Genomic DNA, 21775 nt, shown 5'->3' on the forward strand with positions numbered 1-21775 from the left:
CCGCGACCAGGGCGAACAGCAGGAGCAGACCGACCGGCAGGGCAGGAGAGCGGCGAAGCCGACGGCCGGGCGATGGGGCAGGAGTTGAGCCTGCGCGTGATCCTGTTCCACGAGGCCGTCGCCGCTTACCTCGGACTCAACGCCACCGAGCACAAGATCCTCTCCCTGATCGCGGCGGAGCCGGGTGTCGGTCCGGGGCAGCTCGTGGACCGCACCGGGCTGTCCAACGCGGCCATCACCAAGATCGTCCACCGGCTGGCCGCGCTCGGGCACGTGGACCGGCGCAAGGACGGTTCGGACGGGCGCAGGTATGCGCTGAGCGTGACGGCGGAGCACCGGCGCGACCTGGCCCGGCTCTTCGCACCGATGGCCGAGGCGATGAGCGGCCTGGTGGAGGACATGGACGACGCGGAGCGCGCGGCGGTGACCCGTTGGCTCTCCGGCACGGTCGAGATCCTGCGCCGGTCGACGGCCGAGCTGACGCGGGCGCGGCAAGCACGCCCGCAGGACTGATCGCACCGACGCGTTCGTCGCCGGCCCCGGAACGGCCGCATTCCCTTGCGGCGAGCGCCCTTTGATCCGACGCGGGAAGCGGGCTGCGCCATGCCCCGGTGGACAGGCCTGCGTTGGAGACCGGTAGCGTCCGTGACCATGACAAAGAAGGCAGTGGGGAATGCCGGCAGTGGGGCTGCTTGTCGATCGTCGTACTCGCGCTGCTGGCGGCCGGGATCTGGGTCGGGCTGCTGGGCAGGGACATGATCGTCGACACGCCGCCGGCGCTCTGCGGCAGCCAGGTCATCGAGGAGGGCGAGACGTGTGAGCGCTACTCCCGGTCCACGGGCGGGACGACCGACTCGTTCGGCGCCGAGGAGGCCGCGGATCGGCAGGACTCGGCCAAGGACTTCTTCGGCTGGATCGTCGTCGCCATCGGGGGCGCCATCGGCCTGGCGGGAGTGGGACTCGCGGTACTGGCGGTCAAGTACCGGAAGGACGACGCACCGGACGGCGGGGCGGCAACGGGTTCCGCGTAGCGGCCGCCGGTCTCGGCGCGAGCGTGCCTGCCCGGGTCATGCCTCCGGATCGTCCGTCACGGGCAGGCACTCGGCGAGCAGGTCGACGACGTCGCGCCAGGCTCGCCGCGCGTGTTGTGGGTGGTGGCCGACGCCGGGGACCGTGGGGTGGTCGACCGGTGGGTGGTGGAAGGCGTGCAAGGCGCCGCCGTAGACCGTGAGGCGCCAGTCGACGCCCGCGGCCTCCATCTCGGCGGTGAACGCGTTCCGTTGCGCGGGCGGCATGATCGGGTCTTCCGACCCGACCCCGGCCCACACCGGGCAGCGGATGCGGGCCGCCTCGCCCGGTCGGCCCGTGGTAGTCGCGTTGACCGTCCCGATCGCGCGGAGGCCGACGCCGTCGCGCCCGAGTTCCAGCCCGATGGCGCCCCCGGTGCCGTAACCGATGGCGGCGATCCGGTCGGGGTCCGTCCGCGGTTCGGCGAGCAACACGTCGAGCGCCGCATGGCCGATGCCCCGCATCCGGTCGGGATCGGCGAGCAGCGGCAGGCAACGGGCCAGCATCTCCTCGGGGTCGCCCAGATAGCGGCCGCCGTGGAGGTCGAAGGCCAGCGCCACATATCCCAGTTCGGCGAGAGCGTCGGCCCTGCGGCGCTCGACGTCGCTGAGTCCCATGCCCTCCGGTCCGATCAGCACCGCGGGCCGGCGGTCGACACCGGCCGGGAGCGCGAGGTGCCCGATCATCGTCAGACCGTCGGCCGGATACTCGACCGTACGCGTCGTCACCGTCGCCACCGTCGCCACCGTCGCCACCGCCGTCCTCGCCGTCCTCGCCGTCCTGGTCGCCCTCGTCGTGCGCGTCGTCCGCGTTGTCATGGACTGGACTGTAGTGATCGTCGCGCCCGGACCGGCCGGTGTTCCGCCGTCGGCAGAGCGGCACGGGTGCCCCGCCGAAAACGGCGAGGGCTCACAGGTCGCCGTCCGGGCGATGGCGAGCCGCCTCTCGCGGCGGTCGTTGCGGGCCACTTACGCGATCTTGAGATCTCTTGAGATCACGGGCGGCCCGTGACAGGCTCAAGCCGCATGATCGATGAATTCGCGAAGGACAACCTGCACGGGAGACTGCGGCAAAACCGCGCGGCGCTGCTCTGGAAACTCGACGGCCTGTCCGAGTACGACGCCCGCCGGCCGTTGACGGCGACCGGGACCAACCTCCTCGGCCTGGTCAAGCATGTGGCCGGCGTCGAGGCCAGGTACTTCAGCGAGGTCTTCGACCGCCCTTCCCCGGAGCCGCTGTGCCGCTGGCAGGACTCCGACGGCAGCGACCAGTGGGCGGCGGAGAACGAGACCCGCGATCAGATCGTCGGGTTCTACCGGCGTACGTGGGAACACTCGGACGCGACCATCGACGCGCTTCCCCTCGACGCCCCCGGCCATGTGCCGTGGTGGCCGGAGCCTTATACCGACACGAACCTGTTCGCCGTCCTGGTCCACGTCCTCGGCGAGACCATCCGGCATACCGGGCACGCCGACATCCTGCGCGAGAGCATCGACGGCCGGACCGGCCTGCGCGCCGAACACGAGAGGCCGATCGACGAGGAAGCCCGCGCGGCCCACCGCGCGAAGATCGAGCAGGCCGCCAGGTCAGCCGCGGCGATCACGGCGTAGCGATGGCCTCGCCCCCGTGGGCGAGCATCACGGCGGGGGCCGGTCCGTCGGCATCATGCGAGCAGCATCAGACCGGCCGCATCAGACCGGCGGCATCAGATCGCTCTCGCTGATGGTGTACGTCAGCGAGGGGTAGACGAAGTCCGTTTCCTTGTTCTCACGGCGTCGCAGCCGGTAGAACTCACTTTGCTGCTCGTCGTCGGCCGAGGTAAGGCGCGCACCCTGCGGAAGATACGCGTGTCCGTCGCGAAAGCGGACCAGGGTCTTCGACGTCCGGAACGTCACCCCCAGCCATGGGTTGTCCGCCGTCCGATCGGGCGCGTCCAGGACGATTTTGTGCTTGAGCCGCCGATTCGATGCGACGGAGAACACGACGACACTGTTGTGGGCGAGAGGGATCTCGAACTTCTCACCGCCGGACTCCGCACCGGAACCCCCACCGGCCTCTTTCGCTTCGAAGATCAGCTTCCTCGGCGGGCTCGCCTCCGGGTGCTGATAGCAGGAGAAGACGGCGATGAACGAGTCGTCGGCCAGATCAAGAGCCTGGTCGGAATGGAAGCCCATGGTGGTATAGGCGTTCGTGTAGCTCTCGATGAGGGCGTTGTTGAATGCGGCGGCGCCCGGAAGCTCCGCGCGTTCCTGGATCTGTTGCGCCAGCCGCTCGTGCACCGCCCTGAATCGCTGCGTCGGGCTGTCGTACCGCGTGGTGGTGCGCACGAGCGGCACACCGCCCGCCTCGTCGATCCTGGCCAGCGTGGCGCCCCGCCGGCCTTTCCCCACGTCTTCCCAACGAACCGATTCCGACAGCTCCGCGAACGGATTCGGCTCGATCGGCAACGTGTACGAGCGGATCTCGTCCGAGAGCCTAGACCCGGGGCGCATCGTAGTCTCCGGAGTTCATGCTGAAGAGGAACTTGTCGCCGTAATCGATGAAGGAAGCGGTCCTGTTCTCCTCGGCGTACAGCCTGCGCAGATCGTCCATGCCGTCCTGCGTGGGCGGCCCCAGCTTCACCAGGCCTCCGGCCTTCTTGAGGAAGGTGTCGCCGTTCTTGTGCACGGCTTCGGCGCTCGAACAGCGCACCACGTATCCGAGGCGGGTCGGAAGCAGCTCGGCGTCCAGCCCCGAGGGCCGGATCTCGTGCGTATACAGGCGGTTGGTGGACAGCGGCATGAAGAAGACGGAGCCGGGATAGAGCGTCAGCGTGAACTGCTGCGGAAGCGCGGTCTCTTCGGGCCCCTCTACTCCCACTATTCCCTCCACTCCCTCTACCCCCTCTGCCGACTTCTTGAGGCGGAAATGCAGTCTGGTCAGGCCGCTGGCACGCTTCACACCGTGATCGAAGGGGTCTTCGGCCAAGGGGCTCAGCTTGTCGAGCCCGTCGTAGAACGTGCAGAAAGCCATGATGCCGTTGGCGGGCATGTCCTTGGTCTTGTCGGCATGGGCCGAGATCTTGGCCTTGGACTGCTTGCGCTCGGGCGTGGCAAGGGTGTTGTGGTAGACCTGAGCGAGGACGTGATTCAGCGGCGCATGGTTCCGGAAGACGTCGGCGGCCTCGCGGTTCAGCGCATCGACGATGTCCGTGTCGGTCGGGCGAAAACTCTCGGTCGGCCCCGAGAAATTCGTGGAGCACCGGAGCAGGCGGAAATGCAGTCCGTCACCGTCTTCCGTGACGGGAGTCAGATAGATTCCGCTGCGATGGGCGGTTCCGGGTTTCGTGGACTCCGTCAGGGACTGGAAGGCGTGCTCCGTGCTGATCCGTCCGAAATGATCGGCGTCGCGTTCGAAGAAGCGGCGGTAGTACACGCCGACTCCGTGCACGCGGAGGGGCACCCTGCCGATGCCGACGACGGCCCACGGTGCGTCGATGCCCTCGTCGTAGCCGTGCGACAGCTCCCGTACGACGAACACCCGGTCGGCCGAGCGCAGTTGGTGGCCGCTGATCCCGGACAGGTCACCACACAGGTAGACGGTCCGCTGTGCGAGATCCGGCGCACCGGAAGCAAGTTGCTCGGGTGTGATCGTGGCCCCGAAGAAGTCCCTGACCGTCTCCTCGTCCCGCAACGCCGAAGGAGCTACCAGGACGTTGCTCGCGTCCTCAATACAGGCTTCTGACACCTCTGTTGTATACATCGGACGTGATGCTCTCATGGGGCCTCGACAGCGAGCAACGGGGTTCTGCTGTACGGCGACGATGTGCGAGGCGGCACGCGAAACGCCTGCCGACCCGGCCCCGGGTGGGGTTAACCCGAAGAACGATCCGGGGGCCGGCACCGCTGAACTCCGGCCCGAATGACGGTGAGATCTCCTCATCACTCTTTTCACCGAGGAGATCTCTTGATGCATTCAGCGGAGTCGCGGCCATCGAAGAAGAAGGCGTTACGGCGAGGCCTGCTCGCCGCCACCGCGGCGGCGCTCACCGCGCTCGTGGTCCCGGCGGCCGCCCCGGCGGCCACGGCGCTCGGCGGCTCGGCCCACAAGCCGCGCGCCGCGAACGGCCCGATGTGGACCGGGACATGGGGCACCGCCGTACAGCGGCCCGTCGAGGGCAGCGAGGACTGGGGGCCCAACTGGTCGCGGCAAGGGTTCGCCGACCAGTCCGTACGCCAGGTGGTCCGCCTCTCGACCGGCGGCTCCACGGTCCGCATCAGACTGTCCAACACGTACGGCACCACACCGCTGCGGATCACCGCGGCGACCATCGGCCGCTCCGCCGGTGACGCCCAGGTCTGGCCAGGCACCTCGCGGAAGCTGACGTTCGGCGGGTCGCGGAGCGCCACCATCGCCCCGGGGCGCGACCTCGTGAGCGACGCCGGAGCCCTGCGCACCTCCCCGCTGGAGAAGCTGGCCGTCACGCTGTACTTCGCCGACCGCACCGGCCCGGCCACCTTCCACCGGTTCACCACCGCCACCTCCTACCGCGCCCCCGGGAGCCGCCTGACCGACGACGGCGGCGACGCCTTCACCGCGTCCACGAACGCCTGGTACTTCCTGAGCGGCGTGGAGGTGTCCGGTGCGGCCACCCCCCGACGTGGCACGGTGGTCGCCTTCGGGGACTCGCTCGTGGACGGGACCGGGGCCGCGCCCGGTGCCGACGTCCGCTTCACGGACAAGCTCGCCGAACGCATCGCCGCCGACCGCCGCCCGCTGGACGTGGTCAACGCCGGCATCGGCGGAAACCGCATCCTCGACGACTCCCCCTGCTACGGCGACAAGGCCACCGACCGCTTCCGGCGCGATGTGCTCGACCGCCCCGGCGTGCGCTCGGTGATCATCCACCTGGGCGGCAACGACCTCGCCGCCCCCGCGATGGGCGACCCCTGCATGGGCTCCGCGCCCCACGTGACCGCACGCCGGATCATCAACGCCCACAAGGAGCTGATCCGCGCCGCCCGCGCCCGGGGCGTCAAGGCCGTCGGCGCGACCATCCTGCCCATGAAGGGCGCCCTCTTCCCCGCGTACAGCGAGCGGGGCGAGAGGATCCGGACCACCGTCAACCACTGGATACGCACCAGCGGCGCGTACGACTCCGTCCTCGACGTCGACCGAGCCCTCGCCCACCCCGCCGATCCGGCCCTGCCGCGCCCCGGCTACGTCTTCCCGGACGGCGTCCACCCCAACGAAGCCGGGTCGCACGCCATCGCCTCCGCCATGGACCTCGACGCCCTCTGAACGCCTCACCGACCGCAGGACGCCCGCCCGGTCCGTGCGCCGGTGCCGGGCGGGTAACGTAAAGAGGTACTGATCTGACTCATGGGCCTCCTGGCGGGCTGCGTGAACCCCGGAGGAACCACATGACGACCAACCGTGGACGCAAGGACGTCATCCGCGACCGGATGGCCGCCACCGGCGAGTCGTACAACGTCGCCGCCCGCAACCTCAAGGCCATGAAGGACATGGGCGCCACCCGCGAGGCCGTCCTCGTGCAGCGCTGGAAGCCCGCCGACAGCTTTGACGTGCCGTGTCCGTGCGGTGGGACCTGCGAGCCGGGCGAGACCTGCGACCACTGCCACGCCCGCCACCGCCATGTGAAGCGCTACCCGGGCTCCACCACCGAGGTCGAGACCTGGGCCGACCGCTACGAGTGCACCGGCTGCTCCTCCTCGTACACGCTGACCATCCACCTGGCCGGGCGGCCCTGGGGCGTCGCTGAGACCGTCGTCCAGGGCGGGTCGGCCGAGGAGGTCGTACGGGCCCGGGTCTTCCCCGGCGTGATCCACCCGCTGCTGCGGTCGGAAGCCGGCGGGAGCGACGGCGACCAGGAGTGATCATCGGGGCTGCGCCCGTAGGGTGACCATGGTGCGGCTCCACGAAGGTGTAGGCGGGACCGAAGGATGCGGAATGCGCCGTCAGGCATTGGTCGTGGGAGTCGAGGGGCCGACCACGGACCCCGCGGACGAATCGCCGCCCCCGTGGCAGCCGCTCATCTACGCGGCACAGCAGTCGCAGCGGTTGCGCGAGGTACTGGCGAAGCAGTACGCGTACCTCCTCCTGGAGCCCGTTCCGGACCCCGCCTCCACTGCCGCCGCCCTGGAAGGGGCACTGACACATGCGGTCACGGACAGGGCCGACTTCACGATCATCCATGTGCTCGCCCACGGAGAACTCGCGCGCGAATCCCGCAAGGTCTATGCCGTGGGCGGAGACGGTCGGCTCACCACCGACTCGCTGAGTCGCTGGGTCGAGATGGCGGAGCGGCCGACTGCGGCCGGTGAGGACATTCCGTCCGTACTCCTCGTCCTGGACCTGTGTCACTCCGGTGCGGTCCCGGCCGACCAACTACGGTCCCTGCTCCACCCGAACCACCGACGCGTCTGGGTGCTGGCCGCCTGCCAGACCGACGAGCCCGCCTATGACGGTCGTCTCAGCATCGCGGTCGACGAGGTGCTCCGTGGTTTCGCCTCCGGGGCCCTGAAGCTGGACGAGTCCCTGCCGTACATCCCGATCGACCGATTCTGCCGCGAGGTGGCCCGCCATGTGGAGGAGCAGAGCGCGGGCGGCATTCAGCAGACCGTCCTACGCCCCCTCGCCGCTCTCGGTGATGACCTGTCGCACCTGCGGTTCTTCCCGAACCCGCGACACGACCCGGCCGGCTCGCGCTTCCGCAGCAGCGTGGACCCTGCCGTGTTCACGGTCCTCGACGACGTGGCGGACACCCGCCATTTCGTCATCAGGGCCGCCGGCGCCGACAGCGGCGAGGAACGAGTCGACATCACCGTTCCGTCCTTCACCGGGCGCGGTGACGAACTCCGCGCGCTGACCGGGTGGTTGGAGGGGCAGGGGACATCGCTCCGGGTGGTCACAGGCGTGCCGGGCGTCGGTAAGTCGGCACTGGTCGGAGCACTCGCCTGCGCCGCGCACCCCTTGTTGCGCGAGGCCACGGAAGCGTTGTGGCGGCCATCGGGAGCAGACCTCCCCGGGGTGGCCGAGGGCCTGGCCGTCGTGCACGCACGACGGCGCAGGGTCCCCGAGATCCTGTCCTCGCTGGCCGCACAGTGGGGCGTGGAATCCCCCGGCCCAGGTCTGCCGTGGACCACCCACCGGCTGATGATCGCCCTGCACGCGAGGCCTGAGCCTCCGAGTCTCATCGTGGATGCCGTGGACGAGGCCGAACATCCGGCCGATCTCGTCGCCACCGTGCTGTCGCCCCTGGCGTCGGCCCTGCGACCGGACGGTCAGCCGTTGTGCAGGATGCTCGTCGCGACGCGTCCCGAAACGGGACTCGGGTCCCTGATCGAGACGGCCCGTGCACAAGGCGGCCTGATCGACCTGGGCGAGGTCCCGGTCCAGCGCCTGTGTAAAGACCTGGTGCACTTCGTTCGCCGTACGCTGCGCCCGGCGGACGGGCGAATACTGCCCTGGTGCTCGCTCGCGACGGCCGAGAGCCTGGGGGAAGCGCTCGCGGACACCTTGCTGAGTGGGACACGCGAGTGGGGTGAGTTCCTGGTCGCGGGGCTCTACCTGCGGCTTCTTCGGGACCGGGGAACACCGCCCACCACGAAGAAGGACGCGGAGGCACTAGGCAGGGCCGTGCCCAGATCCCTCGACGGAGTCCTCGACCTCCACCTGGAGCTGGTCGCCCGGCCGGGCCTGCACGAGGTGCTCACCGCGCTGGCCTGGGCCGAGGGCGCGGGCATGCCGGAGAGTCTGCTCAGCCATGTCGCGGCCGTGAAACCCGGCTCGGCCGGGGAGGAGCAGCCGGACATCGCGCATCTCCTGCACGCCGCGCGGTTCTACCTGCGGCGCAACGTCGACCGTGAAGGCACCCCGGTCTACCGGCTCTTCCACCAAGGGCTGGCCGACCGTCTCCGCGAGCGGTCCGTCCTGACCGCGGCCACGGTCTGGGAACGCCTGCTCGCGACGGTGGGCACGACCGGCTCGGGCCGACGTCGCTGGGCCAGCACCGAGCCGTACCTCCTTCGCCACGCCGCACGGCACAGCGCACTCGCCGGCAGGCTGGGAGAGCTACTTGAGGACGGCGAGTTCCTGGTCCACGCGGACCCTGCTCCACTGGCCGAAGAGCTGTATCACGGTGAAGGCGGCTCGCACGGCGCGGTCTATCTCACGTCGTACAGCGCCCATCACAGCGGTCCGCCCGACCAGCGGCGCGACATCCTGGCCGTCGACGCGGCCCGGCACCAGCAGTATCGGCTGGCCGCCGAACTCACCCGGGACCTCGGCCGGCGCATTCTCCGGACCGCGGGCCGGTCACTGCACACCGGCCTTTTGACGACGCTCACCGGTCACCGCGGCAGGATCTGGGACCTGACGACCCTGGAGATGCACGGCCGCCCACACGCCCTGACCGCCGGACAGGACGGAACAGCACGGCTGTGGGACCTCGACTCCGCGACGCCGACGCTCGAACTCGACCACCATGGCCTGCCGGTGGGCGGTGTGGTGGCCGGGCGGACCGATGACGGCCATCTCGCCGTGACCGGCTGCGACAGCGGTGAACTGAGGGGGTGGGACCTGGCCACGGGGCGCCTCCTGTGGACGGTCCGTGCCCACCGGGGGCCGGTCTGGTCCCTGGCGGCCGTGCGGCACGGGGGGACACCCGCGGTGGCCAGCGCCGGTGGGGACCGGGTGATCCGCTACTGGGACATCGCCACCGGTGCCCACCTGTCCAGTGTCGAGGTTTCCGCGCTCGTCAGTCCGGTGACACGGTTGTCCTGTGTCACCGTGGAGGGCAAAGGCGACTGCGTGGTCGCCCAGCACGACATCGTCGAGGTACTGTCCGTTCGGGGCGAGAAGGTGCTGTCGCCGCCGCCGTACGCCCACCCGCACGCGACGTACTACTGCTTCCTCGACCTGGGAAGAGGTCTCGAACCGGTCCAGGGCGACTCGGACGGCAACATCCTGACCGGTTGGTCCATCCTCAATGCGGATCACGCCGACGCCGTCAACGATCTGGCCGCCGTCGCCCTGGACGGCTCCGTGTACATCCTCAGCGGCGGTGCGGACGGCATCGCACGGCTGACGCACACCGACGGCAGCAGTCGCCAGACAGCGAGCCACACGACAGCGATCACCCGCGTCGCCGTCGTGCCGGGACCACACCGGACTCGCATCCTGACGGCGAGCGAGGGCGGCACGGTCCGTGTCTCGGATGCGGCCGGGCAGGAGATCCCCCAACGCCATCTCGGGCACACCCATGCGATCAACGCACTCACCCTGCTGCCCGACGGCCGTCTGGTCTCGTGCAGTGAGGACGGAACCCTCATTCTGTGGAAGGCGGAAAGCGGAGTCGGACACCGGGTCCTTCTGTACCGGGACGACATCCCGGCACCGGACAGGGCCACCGGCGTCGCGGTCCTGGAGGCCGGAGAACATCCGCGGATCCTCGCCTCCTGCGCACTCGACGGAATCGCGTTGTGGGACACCAACGCCCAGGAGGGGCATCTCCACCGTCGCGTCTTCGACGACGGCTTCCGGGCGTCCGCGGTGCTGACCGTCACGGTTCGAGGAACCACCTTCGCCGTCCACGCCTCCGGAAGCGGTGAGGTCGCGGTGTCCGGGGTCGACCACGTGAACCGTATGTTCCAGCAGTACGACACCGACTCGGCGGAACCGGACGAGCCGGAGCGCATTCTGCTCCCCGACGCGGGAAGTGGGCCGTGCCTGTCCCTGGCGGCCACCCGCACCCGCGTTCTCGCGGGTTACGACTCCGGTCACGTCCGGTCCGCACACCTGCTGGAGCCGTCGCGGCCCCGGCTCCACACCCAGCACCCCGCCGCCGTCCACACCGTCGCCGCCGTGGACATCGACGCACAGCCGTACGTCGTCAGCGGTGACGACCAGGGCGAGGTACGCGTCACCGCCCTCGACTCCACCAGAGCGTTCACCCTGGCCGGTCACACACGCGCGGTCTTCGCCTCCGCACCGGTTCTCCTCGACGGGCACCCGCACCTCCTCACCGGTGGGCTCGATCGCTCCCTACGGCTGTGGAACCTGGGAAACGGCAGCCAGATCGACGCCTTCTGGTTCCCGGACAGCGTGTTCGCCATCGCGGTCGCTCCCGACGGGGCCCTGTACCTCGGAGTGGGCCCCGACATCATCCACATGACGCTGGGTGACCACCTCCACCTGCGTCCCTATCCCGCCCCCGACGGAAGGACACCCCGTTGAATTCCATCGTGGCCGTACACGGAGTGGGCCAGTACTCCCCCGCCCACACACCGGCAGCCATCGCTTCCGCCCGGTCTGCGGTCTGGGCCCAGGATCTCGCCACCGGGCTCGGTGTCGACGTCGACCGGGTCCCCCTCACCCTTGCCTACTACGCCCACCACCTCCACCGTGGCAGGCCGGTCGCTCAGGGCACGGACGATCTGGAGCTGCTGGAGCACGAAGACCCGGGCGCACTCCGGACCATCGTCAGCTGGGTGGAGACGTTGGAAAAATCCACGGATCTGAGGATTCCGCCCGTGACGGCCCAAGGGCGTCTCGCGGTGCCGCTCCGCCGGCTCGTCTCCGTGATCGCTGAGCACCTCAGCCTCGACGGCCGCCTGACCCGTGCGTTCGTCGCCGCCTTCTTCCGCGACGTGGTGCGCTATCTCGATGCCCCCGACGCTCGCACCGCCGCCCGGGACGAGGTGGCCACCACCATCACCTCGACGGGGGCCCGAGTGGTGATAGCCCACTCCCTCGGCAGCGTCGTCGCTTACGAGGCGCTTCACGCCCACCCGGAGATCGAGATCGACCTGTTCCTGACGCTCGGCTCACCGCTCGGCCTGCCGCACGGTGTCTTCGACCGGCTGGCACCGTCCCCGGTCGACGGCACCGGTCAGCGCCCGCCCGGTGTGCGCCGGTGGGTCAACGTGAGTGACCACGGAGACATCGTCGCCATCCCCCGCCCGTTCAAGCAGCGTTTCCCGACGGTGGACCTCGATCTGACGGACAGCATCGCTCCGTTCGACTTCCACCGCGCCTCTCCTTATCTGAGGTCCGCTGCGGTGGCCGCGACGCTGGCGCCCTTTCTCGCCGCCTCCTGACGCGCGGCGGGACGGAGAACGAGAAGATGCCCGCACAGGTCTCCCCGTGCGGGCATCAGCCGGCCCGTCAGCCCGGCCGGGCTCAGCTCTCGTCCGGCGCCAGGGTCAGCGAGATCGAGTTGATGCAGTAGCGCTGGTCCGTCGGGGTCGGGTAGCCCTCGCCCTCGAAGACATGGCCCAGGTGCGAGCCGCAGCGGGCGCAGCGCACCTCGGTGCGGACCATGCCGTGGGCGCGGTCCTCGACCAGCTCGACCGCGTCCGTGTCCTTCGGGTCGTAGAAGGACGGCCAGCCGCAGTGCGACTCGAACTTGGTGTCGGAGCGGAACAGCTCCGCCCCGCAGGCCCGGCAGGAGTAGACGCCCGCCGTCTTGGTGTCGGTGTACTCACCCCTGAACGCGGGTTCGGTGCCGGCCTGGCGCAGCACCGCGTACTCGGCGGGGCTCAGCTCCGCCCGCCACTGCTCGTCCGGCTTCTCGACGTCGTACGACACGTCCCGCTCCTCAGCTCGACAGGTGGCCGGTCGATCCGGTCGCCACTCGGCTACCGGCCGCTCGACAGGTGGTCCAGGATGCGCGGGCCGAGGTCGGTGACATCGCCCGCTCCCATGGTGAGAACGAGATCGCCGGGCTTCGCCATTCCCGCGACGGCGGCGGGCACGTCCGCCTGGTCGTGGACGGCGGTGACCTCGGCGCCCGCCGCCTTCGCCGCGTCGATGATCAGGGCGCTGGTGATGCCGGGGATCGGGTCCTCGCGGGCCGGGTAGATGTCCAGGACCACGGAGGCGTCGGCCAGGGCGAGGGCCTGGCCCATCTCGGTGCCCAGCTCCTGCGTACGGGAGAACAGGTGCGGCTGGAAGACGACCAGGATGCGGGCGTCGGCGGCCGCGCCGCGCATGGCCTCCAGGTCGGCGGTCATCTCGGTGGGGTGGTGGGCGTACGAGTCGATCACCTGCACGCCCGCCGCCTCGCCCTTGAGCTGGAGGCGACGCTTGACCCCGGTGTAGCTGCCGAGCGCGGAGGCCAGGTTGTGCGCCGGGATGCCGAGGGCGACGCCTGCGGCGAGCGCGGCGACCGCGTTGTGGGCGTAGTGGCTGCCCGGCACCGAGACGGTGAAGGTGAGGAACTTGCCGTTGAGCAGGACCGTGACCTCGCTGGTCAGGCCGCGCGGGGTGACCTTGTGGACGCGTACGTCGGCGTTCTCGGCGGAGCCGTACGTGACGACCTTGAGGTCGGAGAGGTCGCGGACCCGGCGGGTCAGCTCGACCGCGCCGGGCTGGTCGGCGGAGACGACCAGGGTGCCGCCGGGGACGACCTTGCCGACGAACGTCTCGAAGGAGTCGTAGATCTCGTCCATCGAGGCGTAGTTCGCGTGGTGGTCCAGCTCCACGTTGAGGACGATCGCGACCTCGGGGTCGTACTTCTGGAAGCTGCGGTCGCTCTCGTCCGCCTCCGCGACGAAGATGTCCCCTTCGCCGTGCGTGGCATTGGTGCCGGGGCCCTCCAGGTCGCCGCCGATGGCGTACGAGGGGGCCAGGCTCAGCGAGGAGAGGGCGACGGCCAGCATCGAGGTGGTGGTCGTCTTGCCGTGGGTGCCGGCCACCGCGATGGCGCGCAGGCCGTTCATCAGCGAGGCCAGCGCGTCGGAGCGGTGGACCACCGGGATGGCCAGCTCGTTCGCCCGGAGCAGCTCCGGGTTGTCGGCGCGGATGGCGCTGGAGACGACCACACAGGACGCGTCGTCGGCCAGATGGCCCGCCGCGTGTCCGATGTGCACGGTCGCCCCCAGCGCCCGCAGCGACTCGGCGGTGGCGGACTCCTTGGCGTCGCTGCCCGCCACCTTCGCCCCGCGCTGGGCGAGGATCTTCGCGATGCCCGACATTCCGGCGCCGCCGATGCCGATGAAGTGCGGTCGTTCCATGGCGGCGGGAATGCCGGGTGCCATCTGTGCTCCTGCGGTCGTGATTCGGGTTTCGAGTGGGCGGCCGAGGGCCAACCCGGACCGCGAGCCCAGCCTATTCGCTGTGCGCGAAGAGCTTGAGCACCGGGACGCCCACCTTGTGCCGGGCCCGGGAGGCCCAGTCGCGGTGGAAGAACTCCTCCACGTAGTGCGGGGCGGTCAGGACGATGACCTCGTCCGCGCCCGCCTCCTCGACGACGGTCGTCAGTTTGTCCAGGGGGTGATCCTCGATCACCTGTCCGACCGCTTCAGAGCCTGCCTCGCGCAGCGCCCGTAGGGAGTATTCGAGGCCGATCTCGGCGGGTTCGCGGGCCTCCTTGCCCTCCAGCTCCTCGCCCTCGCGGACCGCTTCCTTCAGTTCCCCCATCGCCACGTCGTCGATCGCGCGCAGCAGGACATCGGCCTGGTCACCGCGCGGCTGCAACAGAACGACGAACGAGATCCGCTCCTCGCCGTGGAGCGTGGTGACGAAGTCCACGTCCTCGGGAGTGAGCGGCTTCTCGATCATCAAAACGCTTGTGAACACGACAGGCGCCCTTCCGCTTCTTCGTCTCGTCGACCGCCGGCTCGACCGTCGACGGTCGTTTGCTGAAACCATCCTTCCCCGCGCTTCCACGGGGTTGCAGGGGTAAGTGTGCCCAGCCGGAGCTAAGCGGAACGGTAAATTCCGCTAACTGTCAGTCCGACGGTACCGAGTGAAGAGGAACCCGGCCTCTTCCAGCAGCGATGCCAGGAAAAAACGTTCCGGCACAGCGACCCCGGGGCCCCCGGCAATCCGCTGGGCGTCACCCGCTGTGAGCATCGGGGAGATCGTCAGGCACAGCTCGTCCAGCGCACCGGCGGCCACGAACTGGCCGAGCAGCCGGGGTCCGCCCTCGGTGAGCTGCCGGGTCAGCCCCCGGTCGGCCAGCTCGCGCACGACACGGGCCGGGTCCACCCGGGTGCCGTCGCCCGCGATCACCACCTCGGCGCCCGCCTTCCGGGCGGCCGCGATCCGGTCGGCGGGGGCCCCGGCGCCGGTCACCACGAGGGTGGGGACGAGCGGCTCGGTGAAGAGCGGCAGCGAGAAGTCCAGGTCCAGGGAGCCGGTCACCACCGCGACGGCGGGCGCGGGCCCCTGCCCGGCCGCCGCGCGCCGAGCCGCGAACGCCTCCCGGGCGCGGGCCGGACGGTATCCCTCCAGGCGTACGGTCTCGGCCCCGGCGATCACCACGTCGGCCAGCCCCCGCAGGGTGCCGAAGATCCGCATGTCGGCGGCGCAGGAGATGCCCTGCGAGCGGCCGTCGTGCTGGGCGGCCCCGTCGAGGGTGGAGACCATGTTGGCGCGCAGCCAGGGGGTCCCGGGCCGGCCGGCGGGGAGCTCGGCGGGGTAGGCGTACGCCTCCGCCAGCTCGTCCAGGCTCCACTCGCGGTCGGGGGCGGCGGCGGCCGTCGTTGTCAGGTCCGTCACAGGGAACAGGCTTCGCATGGGTTGCAGTCTGGCACGGGCCTTAGGGTGGAGAGTTGTGTCGTCATCCACCGCGTTTCCGGGGCAGAGCCCCCTTTCCGAAACGGCCCCGCTGTCCCTGTGCGCCCGTGAGCCGCGCGTCCCCGCAGACCGTCTGGTCGCCGAGATGGTGCCGCCGCCGCGCTTCGATTCGGTGCGCTTCGACACGTACGTGCCCGACCCGAACCAGCCCAGCCAGAGCGAGGCCGTCACGGTCCTGGCGGGCTTCGCCGCCGGGCTCGGCGGGGCGCACGCGACGGGCGCCGGGCGGCGCAAGTGGTTCAGCAAGAAGCCGGCCGCGCCGACCGGGCCGCGCGGCGTCTATCTGGACGGCGGCTACGGCGTCGGCAAGACCCACCTGCTGGCCTCCCTCTGGCACGCCACGCCCGCCGAGCCGTCGCTCAAGGCCTTCGGCACGTTCGTGGAGCTGACCAACCTGGTGGGCGCGCTGGGCTTCCAGCAGACCGTGCGGACCCTGAGCGGGCACCGGCTCCTGTGCATCGACGAGTTCGAGCTCGACGACCCGGGCGACACCGTGCTGGTGTCCTCGCTGCTCAGCCGGCTCGTGGAGGCCGGGGTGGCGCTCGCCGCGACCTCGAACACGCTGCCGGGCAAGCTCGGCGAGGGCCGGTTCGCCGCCGCCGACTTCCTGCGCGAGATCCAGGGCCTGTCCGCGCACTTCCGCCCGCTGCGCATCGACGGCGAGGACTACCGGCACCGGGGTCTGCCCGAGGCTCCTCCGCCGTACGACGACGAGCAGGTCACCCGGGCCGCGTACGCCACGCCGGGCGCGTCCCTCGACGACTTCCCCGGGCTGCTGGAGCACCTGGCCCGGGTCCACCCGAGCAGGTACGGCGCGCTGACCGACGACCTCGGCGCGGTCTGCCTGACCGGCGTGACGGCGGTGCCCGACCAGTCGACCGCGCTGCGCCTGGTGGTGCTGGCCGACCGGCTGTACGACCGGGAGGTGCCGGTGCTCGCCTCCGGGCTGCCGTTCGACAAGCTCTTCAGCGACGAGATGCTGAACGGCGGGTACCGGAAGAAGTACTTCCGGGCGATCTCCCGGCTGACGGCGCTGGCGCGTGACGCGAAGGGGCTGGTGGCGCAGTAGGTTCGGGGGCGTAACGCAACGGGGCACCGCGCACTGCGAGGCGCCCCTTGTTATCCCGTACAACCGCGCACACCGTTCGAAGGGATCCAGCATGGCTACCACGCGTCAGGCGCACACGAACTGGGAAGGCAACCTGATCGAGGGCAAGGGGGTCGTCACCTTCGACTCCTCCGGCATCGGTGACTACCCCGTCTCCTGGCCCTCCCGCTCGGAGCAGGCGAACGGCAGGACGAGCCCCGAGGAGCTCATCGCCGCCGCGCACTCCAGCTGCTTCTCGATGGCGCTCTCCCACGGACTCGCCGGGGCCGGCACGCCGCCCACCAAGCTGGAGACCAAGGCCGAGGTGACCTTCCAGCCCGGTACGGGCATCACCGGCATCCACCTCAGCGTCGTGGGCGAGGTGCCCGGTCTCGACGAGGACGCCTTCGTGAAGGCCGCCGAGGACGCCAAGGCGAACTGCCCGGTCAGCCAGGCGCTGACGGGCACGACGATCACGCTGACGGCCTCGCTGGCCTGATCTTCCGCGGACGGCTGCTCCCATCGGGGCCCGTCCCAGCAGCAACACGGGGCGCGGGGGTACGCATGGTTCCCCCGCGCCTCTGTGCGTGCTACACACGTGCGGGTCACTTCACCTGTCCGCCAACAGGGAGTCACCTCATGTCAACCGCACCCCGCACCACCGCCACCCGACGTCAGGTCCTGGCAGGCAGCGGCGCAGCCGCCGCGGTCGCCTTCACGGGGGCCTTCTCCGAACTCTTCGCGGGCACGGCCGCCGCGCGCGGCCACGGCGGCTACGGCCCCCTCGTCCCCGACCCGGACGGTCTGCTCGACCTGCCGAAAGGATTCCGCTACCGGGTGCTGTCCCGGGAGGGCGAACCGCTGCGCTCCGGCGAGGGGCCGGTGCCCAGCAACCACGACGGGATGGCCGCCCTGCGCGGCCGCAACGGGCGGGTCCACCTCGTCCGCAACCACGAGAACCGGCACACGGCCGAGATCGGCGTACCGACCGTCGAGGGGCTGACCTACGACCCGGCGGCCAAGGGCGGCTGTACGTCCCTGGAGCTGGACGGCCGCAACAAGGTGCTCGGCGAACGCGTCGCCATCGCCGGTACGGCGGTGAACTGCGCGGGCGGGCCCACCCCGTGGCGCACCTGGCTGACCTGCGAGGAGACCGAGGACAAGGCCGGGACCAACGGCTACACCAAGGACCACGGCTTCATCTTCGAGGTGGACGGCGCCGATCCGCGCCGCACCGGGGCCGTCCCGCTGACCGCGATGGGCCGCTTCCAGCACGAGGCGATCGCCGTCGACCCGAAGTCCGGGATCGTGTACGAGACCGAGGACGCGTTCGAGAAGCCGTTCGGGCTCTTCTACCGCTTCCTGCCCGAGAAGCCGCTCGGCGGCACCGGTTCGCTGCGGGCGGGCGGGGCGCTGGAGGCGATGCGGGTGCCGGGCGTGCCGGATCTGTCGGCCGTCCAGGAGACCGGCGCGAGCTTCGACCGGATCGAGTGGGTTCCCGTACCGGATCCGCTGGCCGCCGAGACCGCGATCCGCTTCCAGGACTTCGGGCCGAAGGGCATCACGCACGCGCAGAAGCTGGAGGGCTGTTACTGGGGCGGCTCCTCGGTCTACTTCGTCTCCAGCTTCGCGCACCGCGACGAGGGCTCGGCGGCCGACCACTACGGGCAGGTCTGGCGCTACGAGCCGAAGAAGCGGCGGCTGACCCTGGTCGTGCTCTTCGGCCCGGACACCGACATCCAGCTGCCCGGCGAGTCCCCCGACAACATCTGCCTGGCGGCCGACGGCGGGCTGATGGTCTGTGAGGACGGCGGCGGCGCACAGCACGTGCTCGGGGTGACGCGGCGCGGCGAGGTGTACGCGATGGCGCGCGGGCGGCAGAACATCGGGACGCCCGAGGAGCCGGAGTGGGGCGAGTTCGCGGGGGTCACGTTCTCGCCAGACGGCTCGACGATGTACGTGAACTGCTACACGCCGGGGACGACGTTCGCGGTGACGGGGCCGTGGTGCTGAGGTAGCTCTCTCCGCCGGAGCACCGGAGTGCCGTCAGAAGACATGACCATATTGTCGGATATTTTCCGTGAGTGATCACTACTGCACGGAAGATGACGATGCTGACGCTGACGGTCCTGGGGGCGCTGACCGGCGCGGCCCTGGCCGGGTGCGGGGGCACGCCCCCCGCACCCTCCCCCGAGCCCTCCGCACCTGCCCCCGCCTCTGCCTCCACTTCCTCCTCCGCCTCCGCCGCTCCGGAGAAGCCGCCCACGATGGCCCCCGGCCCGGCGGGCCGCACCCCGGTCTTCGAGCGGAGAGCGGCGGGCGGGGGCACGGCCGGCCGCTCGGCGGAGAAGGTCGTGGCGCTGACGTTCGACGCCGACATGACGGCCGATCAGGGCCCCCGGGCGGCCTCCGGCGAGCGTTTCGACAACCCTGAACTGGTCGACCTGCTGCGTCGGCTGAAGGTGCCCTCCACGGTCTTCATGACCGGCCGCTGGGCCGAGGAGTACCCGGCCCAGGCGAAGGCCATCGGCGCGGATCCGCTGTTCGAGGTCGCCAACCACTCCTACAGCCACCACGCCTTCAGCGCCCCCTGCTATGGCCTGCCGGTGGTCGAGAAGGCCGCGATGACCCGCGATGTGGAACGTGCCTTCACGGCGTTCCGGAAGGCGGGCGTACGGAACGTGGTGCCGTATTTCCGCTTCCCCGGAGGCTGCTACGACGACACGGCACTGCGCGCACTGGCCCCGGCGAACGTGACCGCCGTGCAGTGGGACGTGGTCAGCGGCGACGCCTTCGCGACGGACGCGGGGGCGGTGGCCGAACAGGTGCTGGACGGGGTGCGGCCGGGGTCGCTGGTGGTGATGCACTGCACCCGCAGCGCGGCCCCGGCGACCGAGGCGGCGGTACGCCGGATCGTGCCGGAACTGCGCGAGCGCGGCTACCGCTTCGTGAAGGTGTCGGAGCTGATGGAGGACCGGCCCCGGGACGCGTCCGGCCGGTCCTGACCGCTCCTGGGGCCTCTCGTTCGGATCATGCCGGGCTCGCGGGCGCCCTAGCCGGAGCAGGCCGTCCGGCCCGCCTCCTGCCAGGCGCAGACCGGGCAGAGCGTGGCGCCCTTCGTCGACTCCGGATACTCGGTCGGCTCGCGGCACAGCACGCACTCGGCGTACGGAGGGCCCTCGGCGGCTCCGGCGGGCGGGGCAGGCGCGATCGGCCCCGGCGCCTCGCAGTACGTGTCGTCCGTGTCCACGTCCACGAGCCTACTCACCCGCGCCGGGCGGCGAGCCGGCAGACGAGAAGCGCCACCGCCCCGGCGAGGGCCGCCGCCCCGAGCAGCGGCAGGACGGGCGGCTCGAACGTCCCGGTGCGCGATCCCGTGACCAGGGCGGTGACCGCGTACCGCGCCGGGGATCCGACGGTCACGAGCGCGAGGACCGACCCGAGCACGGCCGCCGCGACGGACCAGCCCCGGCGGACCGGCACCGGGCGGGAGCTCAGCGCCCCCACGACCGCGCCCAGCAGTACGCAGCACAGGGCGGCCGACAGTCCGGCGAGCGCGGCGGACGGCCGCGGGACCGCGCGGGCGCCGTCGTCGGTGACCGGGCTGCTGACGAGCAGGACGACGGCGGTCGTCACCACGGCGAGCACCGCCGCACAGCCCGTGGCGGTGAGCAGCGCGGCCAGGTGGACCCGCCGGGGCCCGGCAGCGGCCGAGGCGACCGTCCGGGCGGCGGGCGGCTCCTGGTCGACGCAGAGCCGCACGGCCCACGCGGTGACGGGCAGCAGGGCGGCGGCCGCGACGCCGAGCGAGCCCAGCACAGGCTGCCCGCTCTGCACGCCGACGGCGAGGACGGCCGCGTACAGCAGGAGGGGCGCCAGCCAGCGCTGGGAGCGGACGAGCAGGGCGGCCTGGTAGCGGAGGAGGGCGGTCATGGCGCTTCGGACACCTCGACGACGGTCTCGGTCTGCGCGGGCGCGAGGGCCTGCGCGGGTGTTTCCGTGGATGCCTCCGCAGGGGCGATCTGCCCGACCTGCCGGATGTGCCACGGCGGGCGGGCCGTGAGCAGGGCGCCCAGGAGCGCGTCGGAGTACGGCGCGGGGACGGTGAGGCGTACGACGTCGGAGCCCGGGCCGTGGTCGGGGCCAGGGCTGTAGCCGGGGTCGGGGCCGTGGTTCGGGCTGCCGCCCGTGCCGGAGGTGGCCGCGCCCGTGTCGAAGCCGTCCGTGCCGGACGTGGCCGCACTCGTGCCGAAACCGTCCGTGCCGGACGTGGCCGCGCCCGTGTCGAAGCCGTCCGTCCCGCTCGCTCGTTCGCGGTGCGGGTCGCCCGGCAGGTTCGTGGGCAGCGTCGCGCCCGGTGGGCCCACGGCCTCGATCAGGACGTGGGGGCCGGTGACGGGTCCGGGCGGTGCGGGGGGCGTCGGCGGGGTCGTGTGTACCCGGCCGTCGGCGGTGCGCAGGGTGAGGTCGGCCGCCCCGGCCAGGCGTCGTGGGTCGTGGTCGACGAAGACGACGGTGGCGCCGGCCGCCACGCGTTCGGCCACGGCCCGGTCGAGTTCGACGCGGGCCGCGGTGTCGAGGCCGGTCCAGGCCTCGTCCAGGACCAGCAGGTCCGGTGCGGCCAGCAGCGCCTGGGCGACGGCGACCTTCTGGCTGGTGCCCTTGGAGAGTTCCGCGAGCGGGGTACGCGCGTGGTCCGCCGCCCCGAACCGGGTCAGCCACTCCCCCGCCCGCCGCTTCGCCTCGGCCGTCCGCAGCCCGTGGATCCGGCCGAGGTGGACGAGGTAGCCGGTGGCCGTCAGGGGCAGCGCCGCCGGGAAACGCTCGGGGACGTACGCCGTACGGGTCGGGCGGCCGGTGATCCGCCCCTCGGCGGGGGCGTCGATACCGGCGAGCAGCCGCAGCAGGGTCGACTTGCCGACGCCGTTGGCCCCCTCGACCCGGACGAGGGCCCGCGCGGGCAGCACGAGGTCGACCCCGCGCAGCACCCAGGCGCCCCGGAGGCCGTACCGGTGACCCACTCCCCGGAGGTTCAGG

At 71.2% G+C, this 21775-nt stretch carries 21 protein-coding genes; 11 read left to right on the forward strand and 10 right to left on the reverse strand.

All coding sequences use genetic code 11. The features are described 5' to 3' along the window. The first annotated feature begins 96 nt into the window (after window positions 1-96). Both G3I54_RS27040 and G3I54_RS27045 read left to right on the forward strand, forming a co-directional pair. Entirely contained in the window at window positions 97-513 is a 417-nt protein-coding gene (locus tag G3I54_RS27040) for a MarR family transcriptional regulator (RefSeq protein ID WP_343240426.1), read from the forward strand. A gap of 179 nt (window positions 514-692) precedes the next feature. Next, window positions 693-1031 (forward strand): hypothetical protein, encoded by a 339-nt coding sequence (locus G3I54_RS27045; protein ID WP_164618034.1) that lies wholly within the window; start codon window positions 693-695, stop codon window positions 1029-1031. A gap of 36 nt (window positions 1032-1067) precedes the next feature. On the opposite strand, the gene G3I54_RS27050 is transcribed toward G3I54_RS27045, so the two are convergent. Beyond that, a complete protein-coding gene (locus G3I54_RS27050) occupies window positions 1068-1805 on the reverse strand; it encodes a dienelactone hydrolase family protein (protein ID WP_164618217.1) in 738 nt (245 codons plus the stop codon). 288 nt (window positions 1806-2093) lie between these two features. On the opposite strand from G3I54_RS27050, the gene G3I54_RS27055 reads away from it, so the two are divergent. After that, window positions 2094-2678 (forward strand): DinB family protein, encoded by a 585-nt coding sequence (locus tag G3I54_RS27055; protein WP_164618036.1) that lies wholly within the window; start codon window positions 2094-2096, stop codon window positions 2676-2678. 81 nt (window positions 2679-2759) lie between these two features. On the opposite strand, the gene G3I54_RS27060 is transcribed toward G3I54_RS27055, so the two are convergent. Beyond that, complete coding sequence (locus G3I54_RS27060; protein WP_164618038.1) at window positions 2760-3560, reverse strand: alpha-ketoglutarate-dependent dioxygenase AlkB; 801 nt, start codon at window positions 3558-3560, stop codon at window positions 2760-2762. Continuing rightward, a complete protein-coding gene (locus tag G3I54_RS27065; RefSeq protein WP_164618040.1) occupies window positions 3544-4809 on the reverse strand; it encodes a hypothetical protein in 1266 nt (421 codons plus the stop codon). Before G3I54_RS27065 ends, G3I54_RS27060 begins: the two co-directional genes overlap by 17 nt. 207 nt (window positions 4810-5016) lie before the next feature. On the opposite strand from G3I54_RS27065, the gene G3I54_RS27070 reads away from it, so the two are divergent. The 4 genes from G3I54_RS27070 to G3I54_RS39085 all read left to right on the forward strand — a co-directional run bounded on the left by G3I54_RS27070 (window position 5017) and on the right by G3I54_RS39085 (window position 12167). Further along, window positions 5017-6348, forward strand: a complete 1332-nt coding sequence (locus G3I54_RS27070) for an SGNH/GDSL hydrolase family protein (RefSeq protein WP_239144590.1) — start codon at window positions 5017-5019, stop codon at window positions 6346-6348. 122 nt (window positions 6349-6470) lie between these two features. Further along, on the forward strand, window positions 6471-6944 hold the full coding sequence (locus G3I54_RS27075) for a hypothetical protein (protein WP_164618042.1): 474 nt from the start codon (window positions 6471-6473) through the stop codon (window positions 6942-6944). Window positions 6945-7017: 73 nt separating this feature from the next. Further along, window positions 7018-11304 (forward strand): AAA family ATPase, encoded by a 4287-nt coding sequence (locus tag G3I54_RS27080; protein WP_164618044.1) that lies wholly within the window; start codon window positions 7018-7020, stop codon window positions 11302-11304. An 8-nt stretch (window positions 11305-11312) separates the two neighbouring features. Then, a complete protein-coding gene (locus tag G3I54_RS39085; RefSeq protein ID WP_203687237.1) occupies window positions 11313-12167 on the forward strand; it encodes a hypothetical protein in 855 nt (284 codons plus the stop codon). Window positions 12168-12249: 82 nt separating this feature from the next. Here G3I54_RS39085 and msrB read toward each other — a convergent pair whose 3' ends face one another. The 4 genes from msrB to G3I54_RS27105 form a co-directional block, all read right to left on the reverse strand. Beyond that, window positions 12250-12657 carry a peptide-methionine (R)-S-oxide reductase MsrB gene (msrB, locus tag G3I54_RS27090; RefSeq protein ID WP_164618046.1) on the reverse strand — a complete coding sequence of 136 codons (408 nt, stop codon included), beginning with the start codon at window positions 12655-12657 and terminating at the stop codon, window positions 12250-12252. A gap of 50 nt (window positions 12658-12707) precedes the next feature. Beyond that, a complete protein-coding gene (murC, locus tag G3I54_RS27095; RefSeq protein ID WP_164618048.1) occupies window positions 12708-14108 on the reverse strand; it encodes a UDP-N-acetylmuramate--L-alanine ligase in 1401 nt (466 codons plus the stop codon). Between the two features lie 70 nt (window positions 14109-14178). Next, a complete protein-coding gene (locus tag G3I54_RS27100; protein WP_203687238.1) occupies window positions 14179-14631 on the reverse strand; it encodes an indole-3-glycerol phosphate synthase in 453 nt (150 codons plus the stop codon). 162 nt (window positions 14632-14793) lie between these two features. Continuing rightward, complete coding sequence (locus G3I54_RS27105; RefSeq protein ID WP_164618052.1) at window positions 14794-15591, reverse strand: pyrimidine reductase family protein; 798 nt, start codon at window positions 15589-15591, stop codon at window positions 14794-14796. A 37-nt stretch (window positions 15592-15628) separates the two neighbouring features. On the opposite strand from G3I54_RS27105, the gene zapE reads away from it, so the two are divergent. The 4 genes from zapE to G3I54_RS27125 all read left to right on the forward strand — a co-directional run bounded on the left by zapE (window position 15629) and on the right by G3I54_RS27125 (window position 19743). Next, the gene (gene zapE, locus G3I54_RS27110) at window positions 15629-16720 is read left to right on the forward strand and encodes a cell division protein ZapE (protein WP_164618054.1); all 1092 of its coding nucleotides are present in this window, start codon (window positions 15629-15631) and stop codon (window positions 16718-16720) included. Between the two features lie 91 nt (window positions 16721-16811). Next, window positions 16812-17237 (forward strand): OsmC family protein, encoded by a 426-nt coding sequence (locus G3I54_RS27115; RefSeq protein WP_164618056.1) that lies wholly within the window; start codon window positions 16812-16814, stop codon window positions 17235-17237. 140 nt (window positions 17238-17377) lie between these two features. Further along, the gene (locus tag G3I54_RS27120) at window positions 17378-18751 is read left to right on the forward strand and encodes an alkaline phosphatase PhoX (protein WP_164618058.1); all 1374 of its coding nucleotides are present in this window, start codon (window positions 17378-17380) and stop codon (window positions 18749-18751) included. A 98-nt stretch (window positions 18752-18849) separates the two neighbouring features. Next, the gene (locus G3I54_RS27125; protein WP_164618221.1) at window positions 18850-19743 is read left to right on the forward strand and encodes a polysaccharide deacetylase family protein; all 894 of its coding nucleotides are present in this window, start codon (window positions 18850-18852) and stop codon (window positions 19741-19743) included. A gap of 47 nt (window positions 19744-19790) precedes the next feature. Here the strand turns inward: G3I54_RS27125 and G3I54_RS27130 are convergent, their stop codons facing one another. Genes G3I54_RS27130 through G3I54_RS39090 form a run of 3 tightly spaced genes read right to left on the reverse strand, consistent with a single transcriptional unit; the run spans window position 19791 to window position 21759 of the window. Then, window positions 19791-19988, reverse strand: coding sequence for a hypothetical protein (locus tag G3I54_RS27130; protein ID WP_164618060.1), 198 nt, complete (start codon window positions 19986-19988; stop codon window positions 19791-19793). Between the two features lie 14 nt (window positions 19989-20002). Beyond that, complete coding sequence (locus G3I54_RS27135) at window positions 20003-20671, reverse strand: ABC transporter (protein ID WP_164618062.1); 669 nt, start codon at window positions 20669-20671, stop codon at window positions 20003-20005. Beyond that, window positions 20668-21759, reverse strand: coding sequence for an ATP-binding cassette domain-containing protein (locus G3I54_RS39090; protein ID WP_343240427.1), 1092 nt, complete (start codon window positions 21757-21759; stop codon window positions 20668-20670). The genes G3I54_RS27135 and G3I54_RS39090 overlap by 4 nt, the downstream gene beginning before the upstream one ends. Between the last annotated feature and the right edge of the window lie 16 nt (window positions 21760-21775).

Source organism: Streptomyces sp. SID14515 (genome assembly GCF_010548505.1).
Classification (GTDB): domain Bacteria; phylum Actinomycetota; class Actinomycetes; order Streptomycetales; family Streptomycetaceae; genus Streptomyces; species Streptomyces caviscabies.